At 63.8% G+C, this 14471-nt stretch carries 14 protein-coding genes and 2 pseudogenes; 4 read left to right on the forward strand and 12 right to left on the reverse strand.

Annotated features, from left to right (window positions below; all coding sequences use genetic code 11):
• The 6 genes and pseudogenes from EN780_RS13295 to EN780_RS13320 all read right to left on the reverse strand — a co-directional run.
• A pseudogene (locus EN780_RS13295) lies at window positions 1-337 on the reverse strand (6-aminohexanoate hydrolase); the annotation flags it as partial.
• Between the two features lie 66 nt (window positions 338-403).
• Complete coding sequence (locus EN780_RS13300; RefSeq protein ID WP_128274204.1) at window positions 404-1438, reverse strand: extracellular solute-binding protein; 1035 nt, start codon at window positions 1436-1438, stop codon at window positions 404-406.
• Between the two features lie 23 nt (window positions 1439-1461).
• The gene (locus EN780_RS13305) at window positions 1462-2259 is read right to left on the reverse strand and encodes an ABC transporter permease (protein ID WP_128274206.1); all 798 of its coding nucleotides are present in this window, start codon (window positions 2257-2259) and stop codon (window positions 1462-1464) included.
• Window positions 2252-3172: an ABC transporter permease gene (locus tag EN780_RS13310; RefSeq protein WP_127283891.1), complete on the reverse strand. Its 921-nt coding sequence runs from the start codon at window positions 3170-3172 to the stop codon at window positions 2252-2254. Before EN780_RS13310 ends, EN780_RS13305 begins: the two co-directional genes overlap by 8 nt.
• The gene (locus EN780_RS13315; RefSeq protein ID WP_128274208.1) at window positions 3172-4266 is read right to left on the reverse strand and encodes an ABC transporter ATP-binding protein; all 1095 of its coding nucleotides are present in this window, start codon (window positions 4264-4266) and stop codon (window positions 3172-3174) included. Before EN780_RS13315 ends, EN780_RS13310 begins: the two co-directional genes overlap by 1 nt.
• Window positions 4267-4392: 126 nt before the next feature.
• Window positions 4393-6072, reverse strand: a complete 1680-nt coding sequence (locus EN780_RS13320; protein WP_128274210.1) for an amidohydrolase — start codon at window positions 6070-6072, stop codon at window positions 4393-4395.
• A 260-nt stretch (window positions 6073-6332) separates the two neighbouring features.
• Between EN780_RS13320 and EN780_RS13325 the strand changes: the two genes are divergently transcribed.
• Window positions 6333-6986 (forward strand): TetR/AcrR family transcriptional regulator, encoded by a 654-nt coding sequence (locus EN780_RS13325; RefSeq protein ID WP_128274212.1) that lies wholly within the window; start codon window positions 6333-6335, stop codon window positions 6984-6986.
• Between the two features lie 23 nt (window positions 6987-7009).
• A complete protein-coding gene (locus tag EN780_RS13330) occupies window positions 7010-8041 on the forward strand; it encodes a histone deacetylase family protein (RefSeq protein ID WP_128274214.1) in 1032 nt (343 codons plus the stop codon).
• A 41-nt stretch (window positions 8042-8082) separates the two neighbouring features.
• Here the strand turns inward: EN780_RS13330 and EN780_RS13335 are convergent, their stop codons facing one another.
• Window positions 8083-9276: a TMEM43 family protein gene (locus tag EN780_RS13335; RefSeq protein WP_127392612.1), complete on the reverse strand. Its 1194-nt coding sequence runs from the start codon at window positions 9274-9276 to the stop codon at window positions 8083-8085.
• A 455-nt stretch (window positions 9277-9731) separates the two neighbouring features.
• Between EN780_RS13335 and EN780_RS13340 the strand changes: the two genes are divergently transcribed.
• Together EN780_RS13340 and EN780_RS13345 are read left to right on the forward strand one after the other, a co-directional pair.
• Window positions 9732-10436: a helix-turn-helix transcriptional regulator gene (locus EN780_RS13340; RefSeq protein ID WP_127283897.1), complete on the forward strand. Its 705-nt coding sequence runs from the start codon at window positions 9732-9734 to the stop codon at window positions 10434-10436.
• Window positions 10433-11203, forward strand: a complete 771-nt coding sequence (locus EN780_RS13345) for a helix-turn-helix transcriptional regulator (RefSeq protein ID WP_128274216.1) — start codon at window positions 10433-10435, stop codon at window positions 11201-11203. Before EN780_RS13340 ends, EN780_RS13345 begins: the two co-directional genes overlap by 4 nt.
• Before the next feature lie 121 nt (window positions 11204-11324).
• Here EN780_RS13345 and EN780_RS13350 read toward each other — a convergent pair whose 3' ends face one another.
• The 5 genes and pseudogenes from EN780_RS13350 to EN780_RS41545 all read right to left on the reverse strand — a co-directional run.
• On the reverse strand, window positions 11325-11759 hold the full coding sequence (locus EN780_RS13350; protein WP_127283899.1) for a hypothetical protein: 435 nt from the start codon (window positions 11757-11759) through the stop codon (window positions 11325-11327).
• A complete protein-coding gene (gene flhB, locus EN780_RS13355; protein ID WP_127283900.1) occupies window positions 11756-12838 on the reverse strand; it encodes a flagellar biosynthesis protein FlhB in 1083 nt (360 codons plus the stop codon). Before flhB ends, EN780_RS13350 begins: the two co-directional genes overlap by 4 nt.
• Before the next feature lie 24 nt (window positions 12839-12862).
• On the reverse strand, window positions 12863-13879 hold the full coding sequence (locus EN780_RS13360) for a flagellar motor switch protein FliG (protein ID WP_127283901.1): 1017 nt from the start codon (window positions 13877-13879) through the stop codon (window positions 12863-12865).
• A gap of 44 nt (window positions 13880-13923) precedes the next feature.
• A complete protein-coding gene (fliN, locus tag EN780_RS13365; RefSeq protein ID WP_127283902.1) occupies window positions 13924-14310 on the reverse strand; it encodes a flagellar motor switch protein FliN in 387 nt (128 codons plus the stop codon).
• Window positions 14311-14343: 33 nt separating this feature from the next.
• A pseudogene (locus tag EN780_RS41545) lies at window positions 14344-14471 on the reverse strand (flagellar motor switch protein FliM); the annotation flags it as partial.

The raw sequence follows: 14471 nt of genomic DNA on the forward strand, positions 1-14471 counted from the left end.
CGTCCATACCGTTGAAATAGCGCTCATAGGCGATCTTGCCGTCCTTGAGCACGAGAAAGCCGTCCGTGTAAGTCTCGTCGAGCAGCCCGGCGAGCGTCGTCGCAGATCCCGTGCTGTCCACCACCGGCAGGTCGTCGAGATCGACCTCGACGCGCTCGAAACGGCCGCGATCACCATTGCCACGCCACACCTCGACGGTCGGCAGGACTTCACGGATATTCTGGAATGCCCAGCGGTTCCATGGCCCTCTGTCCCAATCGAGCTTCGGTGGGACCAGCTTCGGCGGCGAGCCCTGCATGATCGGCGGCCGCGGATCGGAGTTGCGGTAGGAGTCCATGATCAATGTCCCGACGACATGAAAACGGACCCGGCGGCGCCTGCCGCCGGGTCCGTCGCTATGCGGCTACTTCTGCAGTTCGGTCCAGATCTTGGTGTAGAGTTCCTGGACCTCAGGCGGGCACATCACCTGCAGTTCGGCATGCGCCTTGTCTGCCTCGGGAATGACCACTTCGGGCGCGTCCTTCATGTCGGCCGGCATGTATTTGTCCGAACCGGTGATGGCATTGGCGTAGCGGTGGAACGCCGACAGCCCGGCGGCATTTTCCGGGTCCATGATGAAGTTCTGGAACAGCTTGGCGTTCTCGACGTTCTTCGCTTCCTTGAGAACGGCGACATTGTCGCTCCACAGGCCAAAGCCTTCCTTCGGATAATTGTAGTGGATGGCGGGATTCGCCAGCCGCTGGCGCAGCGCCGAACCGTTCCAGTCGCTGGTTGCCTTGAAATCGCCGGCGCCCATCTTCTCGATGGTGTTGTATTCCATCGCGATCCAGTTGGGCTTGGCCGCGACAAGCGTGTCGCGCACCTTCTTCAGCAGCTCCTTGTCGGTGCTGCATTGCTTGCCACCGAGATATTTGGTCGCCGCGAAGATGACGTCGTTCATTTCGGGTACGACGTTGACCTTGCCCTTCAGCTCGTCCGGCGTGTTGAAGATAATGCCCCAACTGTCGGTCGGTCCCTTGTAGGCATCGGTGTTGACGACCACGCCGATCGTGCCCCAGGCCCACGGCACCGTGTATTTGCGGCCCGGGTCGAAATCGGGATTGGCCCATTCCGGCGCCACATTCTTGAAGTTCTCCATCTTTCCAGGATTGGTCTCGAGCAGGAGACCTTCCTTGATCCAGATCGGAACGTAGGTCTGCGAGGGCACCGCGATGTCGAAGCCGGTGCCGCCCTGGCGCACCTTGGCCAGCGCCGTGTCGTTCGAATCGTAGTCGGTGATCGTCACCTTGACGTTGTATTTCTGTTCGAACTTCTTGATGACGTCGGGGCTGGTGTAGTTGCCCCAATTGTAGATGTTCAACTCGCCATCGGCGAGGGCCGCGCCTGTCGACGCGAGCAGCGCCAACCCCATGGCGGTCGCCGTGATCTTCCAGTTCATGGTTGTGCTCCCATTTCTGATGTCTAATCGCGTTTCCTGCTGATGAAGAAAAACAACGTCACGATGGCGACCGACAAGAGCAGGAATACGGTCGATATCGCGTTTATCTCGGGTGTTATCCCCCGACGGATCTGGCCGAGCATGTAGGTCGGCAGCGTGTCCTGGCCGCCCGATTTGACGAACTCGGTGATGACGACGTCATCGAGCGAGATGACGAAGGCCAGCATCAGCCCGGCCAGGATGCCGGGCCACAGCAGCGGCAGCGTGATGCGGCGGAACGTCCGCCACGGTGTCGCGTAAAGATCAGCGGCGGCACGTTCCAGCGTCAGGTCCATGTTCTCCAGCCGCGCCCGGATCGGCAGGTAGGCGAAGGGGATGCAGAACGCCGTATGCGCGGCGATCAGATAGCCGAGGCCGGAATAGCCGGTGAAAATCTTGATGCGCGAGAAGAAGATGAGCAGCGCCACGCCGGTAACGATCTCCGGCACCATCAGCGGCTGGTTGATCGCCGCGTATTTGAAGGTCAGCCCGGGATAGGCCGCTGTCCGGGTCGTCGCCAGCGCCGCCATGGTTGCGGCGATGGTCGCCAGCACCGCGGCAACCGAGCCGATCTGGAACGATCGCAGGGTGGCATCGATCACTTGCGTGTTCTGCCATGCCGACTGGAACCATTTCAGCGAGAAGCCGCCCCATTCCGAGGTCGATGTCGCGGCGTTGAAGGCGTAGAACACCAGGACGATGATCGGCAGATAGAGGACGACGAAGCAGGTCGCCGCGATCGCGGTGAAGCCCGGCTGGTGCCTGATCGAGAAATTAGCCATGGCGCACCTCCGCCCGTCCGGCATTGCGCACATAGGCCAGCAGCGCCACCATAACGATGATCATCACAGTGATCGACAGCGCCGAGCCGAGCGGCCAGTTGCGGCCCTGCCCGAACTGCAGCTCGATCAGGTTGGACAGCATCATGTTCTTGCCGCCGCCGAGCACGCTGGGCGTGACGTAGGCGCCGATCGCCGGAATGAAGACCAGGATCGAGCCGGCAATGACGCCCGGCCTGACCAGCGGGAAGATGATGCGCCGCAGCACCTGGAACCGGCTGGCGTAGAGATCGTAGCCGGCCTCGACCAGCCGGAAGTCGAGCTTCTCCATGCTGGCATAGATCGGCAGCACCATCAGCGGCAGGTAGACATAGGCCATGCCGATCAGGATCGCCGTATCGGTGAACAGGATTTGGACCGGCGCCGAGACGATGCCGAGCTTGATCAGGATGGTGTTGATGATGCCCTCGTTGCGGATGATCTGCAGCACCGCGAAGGTGCGGATGAGCAGGTTCGTCCAGAACGGTATGGTGATCAGGAACAGCCAGATGTCGCGCGTCTTTTCACTGCGCGTCGCCATGAAATAGGCGGTCGGGAAACCCAGCGCCAGTGTGGCGATCGTCGTCACGATCGCCAGCTTGATGGAGCGCCAGAAGATGGTGACGTGAGCGGCGGCAAGCGAAAGCGTGTCGTCGAAAATGTCACGCTCCATGAACACCGACAGCCAGGCCTCCGGCGAGAATTGCCATTTCACGTCGCCGTACGCGCCGGGCGTCAGCAGCGAATAGACCAGCACGATCAGCAGCGGGCCGGTCGCCGCCAGAAAGATGATGATGAGCGCCGGCGCCGACAGCAGCCAGCGCGTGCGGACGTCGCGCCGTTCCGCTTCCTTGGCGACTTGTTCCGCGGTGGCCATCAGTCCCTCAGCACTTGCGCGGCGTCGTTGCCGATCAGAATGCCGACCTTGTCGCCGCGCTCGAAGCCGCAGCCGGCGCTGCGCGTGTTCTGCTGACGCACGGTGAAGGCCTCGCCGCTGTCCAGCTGGACATGGATATGCGTGTCGGTGCCGAAATAGACGATGTTCTCGACCGTGCCCGACAGATCGCCCTTGCCGCTGGTCAGCTTGGCATGCTCCGGCCGCACCACCACGGTGGCGTTGTCCTTCGGCTGGAAGCCTTCGGCCACCGTCGCCTCGATGGTCGCGCCGGATTTGAGCGTCGCCCGCGCCTTGCCGCTGCCCATGCCCGATATGGCGGCGGTGAGAAAGTTGGTCTCGCCGATGAAGTCGGCGACGAAGCGTTCCGCCGGCTTGTCGTAGATGTCCCAGGGTGTGCCGACCTGCAGGATCTTGCCCGACGACATCACCGCGATGCGGTCCGACATCGTCAGCGCTTCTTCCTGGTCGTGGGTGACGAAGATGAAGGTGATGCCGGTCTCGTGCTGCAGCCGCTTCAGCTCGATCTGCATCTCCTTGCGCAGCTTGTAGTCGAGCGCCGACAGCGGCTCGTCGAGCAGCAGCACCTTTGGCTGCGGCGCCAGGGCCCGGGCGAGCGCCACGCGCTGCTGCTGGCCGCCTGAGATCTGGCTGGTGCGGCGGCCGGCAAGCGCCTCCATCTTGACCAGCCTCAGCATCTCGCCGACGCGCGCCTTGATCTCGGCCTTGGGCTTGCCGAGCATTTCCAGCCCGAAGCCGATGTTCTCCGCCACCGTCATGTGCGGAAACAGCGCGTAGGACTGGAACACGGTGTTGACCGGCCGCTTGAACGGCGGCAGCGGCGCGATGTCCTGGCCGTACAGCAGGATCTCGCCGGCGGTTGGAAAGTCGAAGCCGGCGATCAGCCTCAGAAGCGTTGTCTTGCCGCAGCCGGAAGGGCCCAGCAGCGTGAAGAACTCGTTTTCGCGGATCGACACGGAAACCGTGTCGAGAGCGGCAACCTGGTTTTCACCGCTGCCAAATACCTTGCGGACGCCACGAACCTCGATCGCATTCTTATCCGGTTGTTCCGGCACGATTACCCCATTGAGATGGCCTGCTCTTGGCGGCAGGTTTTGTTCCTGTTTGATTGTCACCATAAGCCAATCGGCTTGGCAACTGCGGAGCTTGGACTGGACTAAAAAGCAATTCCCGTGCCACCGTCAGGCTTGATAGGTGACCTTTCCGCCGCAAACCGTGGTGACCGGCCGCACCTTGTGCAGATCTTCCGGCGCAGTCGCCTCGATATCGGCCGAGAGCACCACCAGGTCGGCCAGATAGCCCGGCTTCAGGCGGCCCTTTCGGTTCTCCATGAACTCGGCATAGGCCCCTTCCACCGTATAGCCGGCAATCGCCTCGTGCAGCGAGAATCTCTGATCGGGGTCGGTGCTTGCCCATGGTTTGCGCAACACTGCCGCCTGGATGCCCAGGATCGGATCGATGGGCGCTACCGGCCAGTCGGAAGCGAAGACGACGCGCGCGCCGGCATTCTTCAGGGTCCGCCATGCATAGCTTAGCGGCCAGCGGGCCTGCCCGATGCGCGACACCGTCGGTTCCAGCGGAAAATCCATCGCGCCGGGCGGATGCGGCGGCTGCATGGAGGCGACGACGCCAAGCTTTTCGAAGCGCGGCACATCGTCGTCGGTGATGACCTCGATGTGCTCGACCCGATGCCGGCTGTCGCGCTTGCCGTTGGCCTTGGCGGCCGCCTCGTAGCCGTCGAGCACGGCGCGCACCGCCCCGTCGCCGATCGAATGCACCGCCATCTGCAGCCCACGCTTGTCGACGGCGACCGCAAGCTCGACAAACTGCAGCGGCGTGAATAGCGGCTCGCCCACCCAGTCCGGCCGGTCGGCATAAGGCTCGACCATCACCGCCGTCCAGGAATCGAGCACACCGTCGTAGAAGACCTTCACCATCCCCGACGACAGCCACTCGCCCTTGTAGCGTTCGGCCATGATGGACGCCTTGTCGAGCATGTCGAGCGTCATGAAATTCTTGTAGTGGAACGGTATCTGCGCGCGGCAGGGCAAGCCCTCCTCGGCCTCGATCTCGGCCAGCAGCTCGAGCTGGTATAGATTGCCGTCCATGTTGTGGATCGAGGTGATGCCGTGGCGCGCGCACCAGGCGAGCCCACGCCGCATGATGTCGCGGTCGGCGGCGCGCTCGGCGGCGGTCGGCGTCGGATCCGGCTCGCCGCCGGTCGCCAGCCCGAGCCGCACCCGGCCTTCGCCGGCAAGATCGAGCACCGGACCGAACGCTTCGCCCTCGCGCAGCTCGCCCGCGGCCAGGCCATCCTCGCCCATGACGATTTCGTTGCCCGGACCAAGCGTGCGTCCGTGCAGGATGCCTGCCAGTTCAAGCGCCTTGGTGTTGGCCCACATCGTGTGGTGGTCGGGAGCGGCCATGACGAAAGGCCGGTCCGGCAGGATCGCGTCGAGATGGTGGCGCGTCACCCACTCGTCGCCGAGCACGGTATAGTCGACACCTTGCGCGACCAGCATCTTGGCGTCGGGCCATGCCGATGCATAATCGCGGATCGCTGCTTGCAGCGCCTCGAAGCCGTGGACGCCCGACAGTTGCAGATGCGCAAGCTCGGCTGCGCCCGAAAACAGATGCATGTGGGCTTCGATGAAGCCGGGGATCACCGAGCCGCCCCCGGCGTCGACGATCTTGGTGGCCGCTCCCGTGTAGCCTTCTATCGAGGCACGGCTGCCGATGGCGATGATGGCGCCGTCCTTGACGGCAATGGCTTCGGCTGCGGGATTGTCGGCATCCATGGTCAGCACACGACCGTTGACGACGATCAGATCCGCATTGTGATCCGCACCCGTGACAGACATCGCGACTCCGCGCTTTTGACGACTGGCCGTGACCGGCAGCCCCTTGGCCAACGGCGTTCCACTCCGCCGGAGCGGCGCGCCATGGGACAAAAATGATGCCAGCGCGCTGTCTTCGAAATTCCCCTTGTTATCCCGGCAGACAGCGTGGATAAAGAATGCGACTAATTATTCGCGTTTGTCAACGCTCCGAATTTCGAATGAATTGTGGACAGCACCCAGCGCCTGTCTTGAGACCGGGCGGGGAACGGGGACCTAGAGCCGTGAAGCGCAACCTCAGCCGCGAAACCAGGATAGCGCTCGAACCGCGCAAGCAGCCGCGCCAGCAACGTTCGAGCAAGGTGGTCGACAGGATTCTCGACGCGGCGCTGACCTTGACACGGGAGCAAGGAACCAAGGCGCCGACGACGCTCGCCATCGCCCAGCATGCCGGCCTGTCGGTCGGTTCGGTCTACCAGTATTTTCCAAACAAGGAGGCCATTCTTCTCGACCTCGCCCGGCGCTGGCTGTCGTCGTTTCCGGAGGTGATCGCAAGGCGCATCGAGGTCGCCCCGCCCACCAACCGCGAAGAGTTTCGCCAGGAAGTGCGCAAACTCTTCATCGACACCTCGAAGCTCTATCTCGACAACGCCAGCCTGATGCCGGTGATCGAGGCCATATCGGGAAATGCCGACCTGAGGCCGATCCAGAACGAATATGACGACCAGATCGTCGCCCTCTACGCCGCATGGCTGCAGCATGTGAACCCGGCTCTTGAAGACAAGGTCGCGAGCCGCCTCGGCTTGCTGATGATGGAGGTCGGGCACGCATGCCGGCTTGTGGGGCTGAAAAGGGATCGCAAGACATACGACCTTATCGAGGACGATGTGGAAGTGATGTGGCTCGCCTTGGTGAACCCCTATCTCAATCTTGACTGATTTCGCACTTCGAGAGGAATTTCATGAAGACTGTCTATTCGCCGCTTCACGCCGGCCATGCAGGCCAGATGGAACTGGTCACGTCGGCGATCGTGCCGGGTTTCGAAAAGCCGTCGCGGGCGGAATTCATCAGGGCGCGCGTCGAGAGCGAGAAGTTGGGGCCGATCATCGGGCCGGTCGAGCATGATCTCGCCGCCGCCAAGCGCGTGCACAGTGCCGACTACATCGACTTCCTGCCGACCGTCTGGCCGCGATGGACGGCTGAGGGGCACAAGGGCTCGGCCATGGCGTTCACATGGCCGACGCGCGGTTTGCGCGGCGACGTGCCGCCGCAGCGCATCGACGGCCTGCTCGGCTATTATTCCTTCGACGCCGGCGCCACCTTCGTCGAAGGCACCTGGGCGGCGATCAAGTCGTCCTATGAAGTGGCGCTGACGGCGGCGGAACTGGTCAAGGCCGGCGAGCCGGCCGCCTTCGCGCTCTGCCGCCCGCCCGGCCATCATGCGGGCGCCGCCTTCATGGGCGGCTATTGCTTCATCAACAACGCCGCCGTCGCCGCGCAGTGGTTCCTCGACCAGGGCGCCAGGCGCGTCTCGATCCTCGATGTCGACTACCATCACGGCAACGGGACGCAGGAGATCTTCTACGGCCGCGGCGACGTCCAGGTGATCAACCTGCACGGCGATCCGATGACCGAATATCCGTTCTTCCTCGGCCATGCCGACGAGCACGGCATCGGCGAAGGCGAAGGCTTCAACCTCAACTACCCGATGCCGTTCGGCACCGACTGGGACGGCTGGAACGCCTCCCTGGAGGATGCCTGCGCCAAGCTTGCCGCTTACGCCCCCGATGTCGTCGTGGTGTCGCTCGGCGTCGACACGTTCGAGAAGGACCCGATCAGCCAGTTCAAGCTGAAGAGCGCCGACTATCCCAAGATCGGCCGCCGCATCGCCAGGCTCGGCCTGCCGACGCTGTTCGTCATGGAAGGCGGCTATGCTGTGGAAGAGATCGGCATCAACGCCGTCGGCGTGCTGACCAGCTTCGAGGACAGGTAGGAAGCCAAAGGGCGCCCGCAGCCGCCCTTTGGAACTCTACGCTAGGCGGCAGCGCCGGGGCTCGGCGCCGCGGACGGCACGGCCGGTTTGCGGGAACGGCCAAGCATGTACACCGCCACCGCAGCAATGACGCCCGCGGCCAGGATGGCGGCCGCCAGCACCGGCCGATACCAGAACCAGGCGATGGCGATCGTCGTCGTCCCGACCAGGATCGCCAGGACGAAGGCGATGATGCCGGTGCCCAAACGAGCCAGGCTGCCGAGGAAGGGTATGACGTCGAAGATCACCCCGATCGGGCCGAGCAGCAGCGCAAAGCCTATCGTCAGCAGGATCAGGCCGCCGGCGCGCAGCAGCCAGGTTATCAGCGTGTTCGCGCTGACCGCCTCGGCGAACATCCTGTCGGCCGGCACGTCGTCCGTATCCACCATCAGCAACGCATCGCCGGCCGCCGTCTGGTAGGGCTCGAACCGGTCGCCGCCCTGGCGCGCGACGATGCTGACGGTGCCGAGCGGCGCCAGCTCGTAGTCGATGCGATAGTCGCCCAGCGCCGGCGACGTCGTATCGGCGCCGAGATAGATCCTGCCGTCGACGATGTTGATCGGCTTTGCACCGGTATAGGCAGCCTCGATCGCAGCCGACTGGCTGGACGAGAGCGAAAATTCCTTGTCGCCCCCGATGCGGTCGAGCACCGGCCTGTCGAGCGTGAAGGCGCCGAGTTTGCCCTCCGCAATCTGGAAGCTCCTGCTGTGGATCGCCATCGGCGGATTCTGGTGGCCATCGGGCTTCTTGAAGTCGGATGAGTCGATCTGGCTGTCGTCCCACACCTTCGAATAGCTGTAGGTCGTCACCGTCTCCTCGCCGCCGCCCAGCTTCTTCGTCGTCTCCGACTTGGAGTCTTCCTTCCACTGGTACATCTCGACGCTGCGCGACAGGCGCAGCCCCTCGGCCTGAATGCCGAAATCCGGATCGGCAAGACCGTTATCGGCCGTCACCGGTCCAGTCACATGCACCAGCCTGCCGTCATTGCCGGCGTCGACGCTGTCGACGCCGACCGAGACGACGGCGCCGGCGCCTTCCGCCAGCGAGCGCGCCGTCTGCACCGCGCGGCCTTCGTTCCAGAACAGACCGATCACCATCAGCACGATCAGGATCAGGCCGAAGACCACCCCGCCGACCGCGCGCTTGATCCGTCCGAACCACGAGACGGACGTCACTTCCTGGAATGAATCGCTCATCGTTTCCCCCGCAAGACCACCGGCAACGGACGCCCATCCATTGCCGCCATACGAATCCTAGCCGAATCGGCCGCGCCCCGATATGGCGGCCCGGCACCGCCCTCGCTTTTCCATCGAAGAGACCTGTTGAAAGCAGCGCGAAACGGCCCCTGAGTCGCGATCCGAGTCCACCGGATTCGATTTTGTCAAATCGCGTTTGATGTCGGATTCATCTACGGGTAGATTAGACCCGAATCAGCCGGTCCTCGGGGGGCGCGGCGACCACCCAAAGTCTCAAGTTCCGGCACTCGGCCGGCACCAGACGCGGACGGCTTCGCGTTCCCTGTAGGGATTCCGACCTGGTTGGGCGCTGACCGCGCCTTGAGTGTGTCTTCGTGACAGTGACGCGTATTTCGGGTTCGGCCGCTGGCGACACCAGCACCGGGCACATGGATCGATTCCGGCCAAAGCATAAGATGAGCAGTCCCGCCGCGCTTCTCCAATCCGAACCATCGCGCCTGGCGTCTCGCGGCGACCTCACCAGCTTTTTCATGCAGCTTGCCGCCGAGATCGGCGCCGACAGCTACATGCTTGTCGCCATCATCCACGACCAGGATCGCAGCGATGCCCGCATCGTGTCCTCCAACTGGATATTCGACGCCATCGAACTCATCGGCAAACGGCTGATAGCCGGCCTCGCCCAGGGACCGCTGACCGCGTCGCCCGGCAACCGCCCGAGGCCGCTGGTGGCCGCCCAGGCGCCCGATGCCGGCGCGCTGCTGAGCGGCGAGGAGGCCCGCCTGCTCGATGTGCTCGGCCATGCCGAAATCTACTCGCTGCGGCTGAATGTCGGCCGCCAGCGCCTGTTCGCGCTGTTCTCGGCCGCCCAGGCCGGCAAGATCGACCAGCCGGGGCTGATGAAGGCCCAGCTGAAGTGTTGCTACGCGCTGTCCAACATCCCGCAGCTGATCGCCGCCGCTGCCATGCAGGACCCGCTGTCCGACCGCGAGCGCGAATGCCTGTTCTGGGTGTCGGAGGGCAAGACCACCGACGAGGTCGCGCTGATCCTCGGCGTCTCGTCGAACACCGTCAACAGCTACATCACCCACGCGATCCAGAAATTCGCGGCCAGCAACCGCGCGATGGCCATCGCGACGGCGATCAGGAGCGGCATCATTTGAAACAGGCACAGGTCAAGGAGGCAGCCGAGGCCCTCTTCAACGAGCAGCGCAGCCCCTTCGGCGCCTTCTCGCTCGGTTCCGAAACGCACCACGCCGTCACCATTCCGGACGCCGTGCGCCGCTGCCGCTGGATCGCCGTCGACATCAATGCCGGGGCTTTCGGCCTGTTCTTCGTCAGCCCTTCGCTGGAACGGGCCCGCCTCGTGCCAAGCTTCGATTCGGACTACCCCGGCACCTCCGTGGCCACCAAATTCATCTCCGGCGCCAATGGCGAGGAAATGGTGCGCCACACCCGCATCTCCACGGCGCCGCGCTGGTGGGCGGACGACGGCATCGCCAGCTCCCAGCAGGCCTTCCAGGACCTTGCCTGGGCCGAAAGAACCGCGCCGCTCGCGCCCGGCACCAACGGCATCGCCTTTCCCGTCCATGCCGACCGCGGCCAATGCGGCCTGGTCATTTTCCTCGGATCGGAAATCGCCTTGCCGCAGGACGTGCTCTACGAGATCCACGCCCGCTGCTTCTCGCTCTTTGCCGCGGTTGCCCGCATCCGTCCGACCGACACCAGCCGGATGCGCTCGATCTCCAAGCGCGAGCTCGAATGCCTGAAGCTGACCGCCAACGGCAACACCAGCGAGGAGATCGCCAAGCTGCTGAAATTGTCGGTGCACACCGCCAACCAGTACCTGACCCAGTCGACGCAGAAGCTCAACGCCGTCAACCGCAACCAGGCGGTGGCCAAGGCGCTTCGGCTCGGCCTCATCGAATAGATCGACCCGCGAACTCTCTACACTCGGACCGGGCCAAAAGCGCGCGCCGGTTCGAGGCAACGGCATGCCAGGCGCGGTGGTCGATCGACCGCCGCGCCTTGCTTTCATCAAAGGCGGATTTTCAGTAGGCGAGCGGCTCGGTCCTGCGGATGCGGGCCTGCTCGATCACCGCTTCCAGCAAAGCGGTGTTGTGCTCCGGATTCTCGCCCGGCTTTTCGAACGAGACGTAGTTGACCACGACATGGTCCTTGTCTTCGCTCAGCGTCAGCTGGAAATAGACGGTGACGCCGGGCGGCCTGAGCTCGAGGTCGAGCACGATGCGCGGGCTGCCGCTCCAGTCGACATGGGCTTCGCCGCCGTGACCGAGCCTGAGCGTACCCGGCATGAAGAACAGTTCGGCCGCCGAATCCACAAGGTCCGACAGGCAAGCGAAATGCTCCAGCCGTATGAAAGCGATATAGTCGGCGACATCGATCAGCCTGAGTTCGGCGATCACCTGCTCGATGGCGCTGGCGACGATGATTTCGCGGGATTTTGCATAAGCTTGCCGGTTCATGAGGTCAGTCTGCGCTCAGCCTTTTTCGAGTAGACGATCCGCACCAGCTCGGCGACGGCCTGATAGAATTGCGACGGGATCACGCTATCAACCGAAACTTGCTTGTACATGGAGCGCGCAAGCGCCACGTCTTCGAAGATCGGGATGTTGTGCTCCCTGGCGATCTCGCGGATCTTCAGCGCCACCAGATCCTGACCCTTGGCCAGCACCAGGGGCGCGGAATCCTCCTCGCGGACATATTTGAGCGCAATGGAAAAGTGCGTCGGATTGGCAATGATCAGGGTGGCGCGCGGCACCGCCGTCATCATGCGGCGGCGCGCCCGGTCGCGCGCCAGCGACCGCAGCCGCGACTTGACGATCGGGTCGCCTTCCGACTGCTTCATCTCGTCCTTGACTTCCTGCTTGCTCATGCGCAGGTCGCGCCGCCAGTTGAAGCGGGACCAGACGAGGTCGACCGCCGCGATCAGCCCCATGACGAAGACGATCGCAACCAGTATGTCGACGGCGATGCTGCGGATGACAAGGCCGAAGGCGACGGGATTGGTGATCATGCCGGCAAGCAGCCTGCGGTGATCCTCCGACAGCGTGAAGCCAAGCACGACGACGGCAAAGCCGAGCTTGCCCAGTGATTTCAGGAACTCGACGAAGCCCTGCACGCCGAACATCCGGCTCCAGCCCTTGGTGATAGAAATGCGCGACAGCTGCGGCCTGATCCGGTCGCCGACGAATTGCGGCATGTTCTGGAACACCGACGCGCCGACGCCGGCCACCACCAGCAGCACCAGCAGGCTGACGACGGCGCGGCCGATCTCGAAAATGACGGACTGGTAGAGCGCGATGACGTCGTTTTCGGTGTCCATCGGCCAGGCTTCCGGCTTTTCCAGGAACATCGACAGGAACATGCCGAGATCGACGATGGCGTCCTTGGCGTAAAACACCGTGAACACCAGTATGGCGACGAAGGAGGTGAAGATCGCCGCTTCACGCGAATGGGGCAGCTTGCCCTGTTCGACGGTGTCGCGGATCTTCTTTTCTGTTGCTTCCTCGGTTTTGGAGTCCTTGTCGACCGCTTCAGCCATGGCGCGTCAACTGAGCCGTCGCCATCATGCCGCTTCGCTCTGTGCCGATGAGGGGAGTTCGAACGCCCCTTCGCGCGATAGCCGGATCGTCGCAACCGCGATCGTCTTGCGGGCTCCCAGGATGTCGGCCAGCGCGACGCCTTCGGATCCCTGGCCGAGCTCGGATTCGATCATGCGTCGCGACCTTGCGCCGATCGCCGACAGCACCGATTCGGTGAGCGCCGGCGGCGCGCCGCGCAGCGCCAGCGTGACCAGTTCTGTCGACAGCCCGTCGAACAGCAGCACCCGCGCCTTCTGGGTCAGCAGCGGCAAATCGTCGAAGGCGAACAGCCGCGACCTGACGCCGTCGAGATCAGGCGTGCCGGCCTCCTCCAGGTCGTGCATCACCTCTTCGAGCTGAGGCTTGTCCATTTCGTTGAGCACGCTGGCGACACGCGCCTGTCCGACCGAGATGTCCTTCGCCGCCGCCTGTGACAGCAGACTGCTGCGCAATTGGCTTTCGACGATCTTGGCCGCCGCGTCCGGGACCGCGGCCAATGTGACCATGCGTTTGATGATCTGGCTGCGGATGGGCTTTTCCATCGTCAGCAGCACATTGGCCGCCGTCTGCGAGGAAAGCTTCGACAGCACCAAGGCCGAGGTCTGCGGATGCTCGCCGGACAGGAAGGCGCCGAGGCGGCCGGCCTCCAGCTTTTCGAGGTCGGGCCAGATCGGCGGCGGCCCCTCGGGCGCCACCTCGAACCTCTTATCGCCCATGATGGCGCTCATTTCCTCGGGCGACAGCGACTCGTTGAGGATGGTGTCCATGCGGTCGGCGGAATCGAGCAGTCCCGCCCCCTCGGTGAATTCGGCTTCGAACTCGGCGACGATGCGCTCGAGATCGTTCTGCGGGATGGTGCGCAGCAGGCGCGCCCCTTCGATCAGTGCCTTCAGCTCCTCCTGCTTGAAGAATTTCAAGAGCCGGCTGGCCGAGGGCTTGCCCATCGCCACCAGGATGGCGGCTGCCTTTTGCGGGCGCGTCAGCGTGGTCAGCGTCGTCATGCTGTCTGTCCTTGCAGGCGATCGATGGGCGCGCCGGCCATTGCCTATGCGCTCTTGGTGGCGGCGATGATTTCGGTCAGCCTGATGCCGAAGCGCGACGGATCGCTCTCAAGCACGGTGATCTCGCCGCGGGCGATCTTGCGGCCATTGACCACGACGTCGACAGGTTCGCCGATGCGCCGGTTGAGCGCCACCGTCGAGCCCTTCTGCAGCGCCATCAGGTCGGACACTGCCATCTCGGTGCTGCCGAGGATGATCTGCACGTCGACCGGGATGGCCATGATGATGCTGGAATTGGCGCCTGATGCCGCCCGCAGGGCCGCGTCCGGCCGCCGCTCCTCTTCCTTGAGGACGCCGCGCAGTTCCTCGATGGCGCGGTCGAGTTGCTCGTCCGGCTGGTCGGGGTCGGCTTCCACCTTGGTCTTTGCCATACGTCGTCTCCAAAAAATCGGGCCAGCCCGGCGTCAGCCCGGCATCAGCCCGTCGATGAAATCCTGCCCGGCATCGTAGGGGTGCCGGACGCGGACGGTGTAGTTCTGGCCGAGCTTGCCGAAATCGCAGACGAACAACGTCTTGTCGCGCGCGCTGAGCC

It is taken from the genome of Mesorhizobium sp. M4B.F.Ca.ET.089.01.1.1 (assembly GCF_004022605.1).
GTDB lineage: Bacteria > Pseudomonadota > Alphaproteobacteria > Rhizobiales > Rhizobiaceae > Mesorhizobium > Mesorhizobium abyssinicae.

Excerpts from the sequence above, each read along its gene's own strand:
- EN780_RS13300 (WP_128274204.1), bottom strand. The coding sequence starts at position 1,438 with ATGAACTGGAAGATCACGGCGACCGCCATGGGGTTGGCGCTGCTCGCG.
- EN780_RS13305 (WP_128274206.1), bottom strand. The coding sequence starts at position 2,259 with ATGGCTAATTTCTCGATCAGGCACCAGCCGGGCTTCACCGCGATCGCG.
- EN780_RS13310 (WP_127283891.1), bottom strand. The coding sequence starts at position 3,172 with ATGGCCACCGCGGAACAAGTCGCCAAGGAAGCGGAACGGCGCGACGTC.
- EN780_RS13320 (WP_128274210.1), bottom strand. The coding sequence starts at position 6,072 with ATGTCTGTCACGGGTGCGGATCACAATGCGGATCTGATCGTCGTCAAC.
- EN780_RS13330 (WP_128274214.1), top strand. The coding sequence starts at position 7,010 with ATGAAGACTGTCTATTCGCCGCTTCACGCCGGCCATGCAGGCCAGATG.
- EN780_RS13335 (WP_127392612.1), bottom strand. The coding sequence starts at position 9,276 with ATGAGCGATTCATTCCAGGAAGTGACGTCCGTCTCGTGGTTCGGACGG.
- EN780_RS13340 (WP_127283897.1), top strand. The coding sequence starts at position 9,732 with ATGAGCAGTCCCGCCGCGCTTCTCCAATCCGAACCATCGCGCCTGGCG.
- EN780_RS13350 (WP_127283899.1), bottom strand. The coding sequence starts at position 11,759 with ATGAACCGGCAAGCTTATGCAAAATCCCGCGAAATCATCGTCGCCAGC.
- flhB (WP_127283900.1), bottom strand. The coding sequence starts at position 12,838 with ATGGCTGAAGCGGTCGACAAGGACTCCAAAACCGAGGAAGCAACAGAA.
- EN780_RS13360 (WP_127283901.1), bottom strand. The coding sequence starts at position 13,879 with ATGACGACGCTGACCACGCTGACGCGCCCGCAAAAGGCAGCCGCCATC.
- fliN (WP_127283902.1), bottom strand. The coding sequence starts at position 14,310 with ATGGCAAAGACCAAGGTGGAAGCCGACCCCGACCAGCCGGACGAGCAA.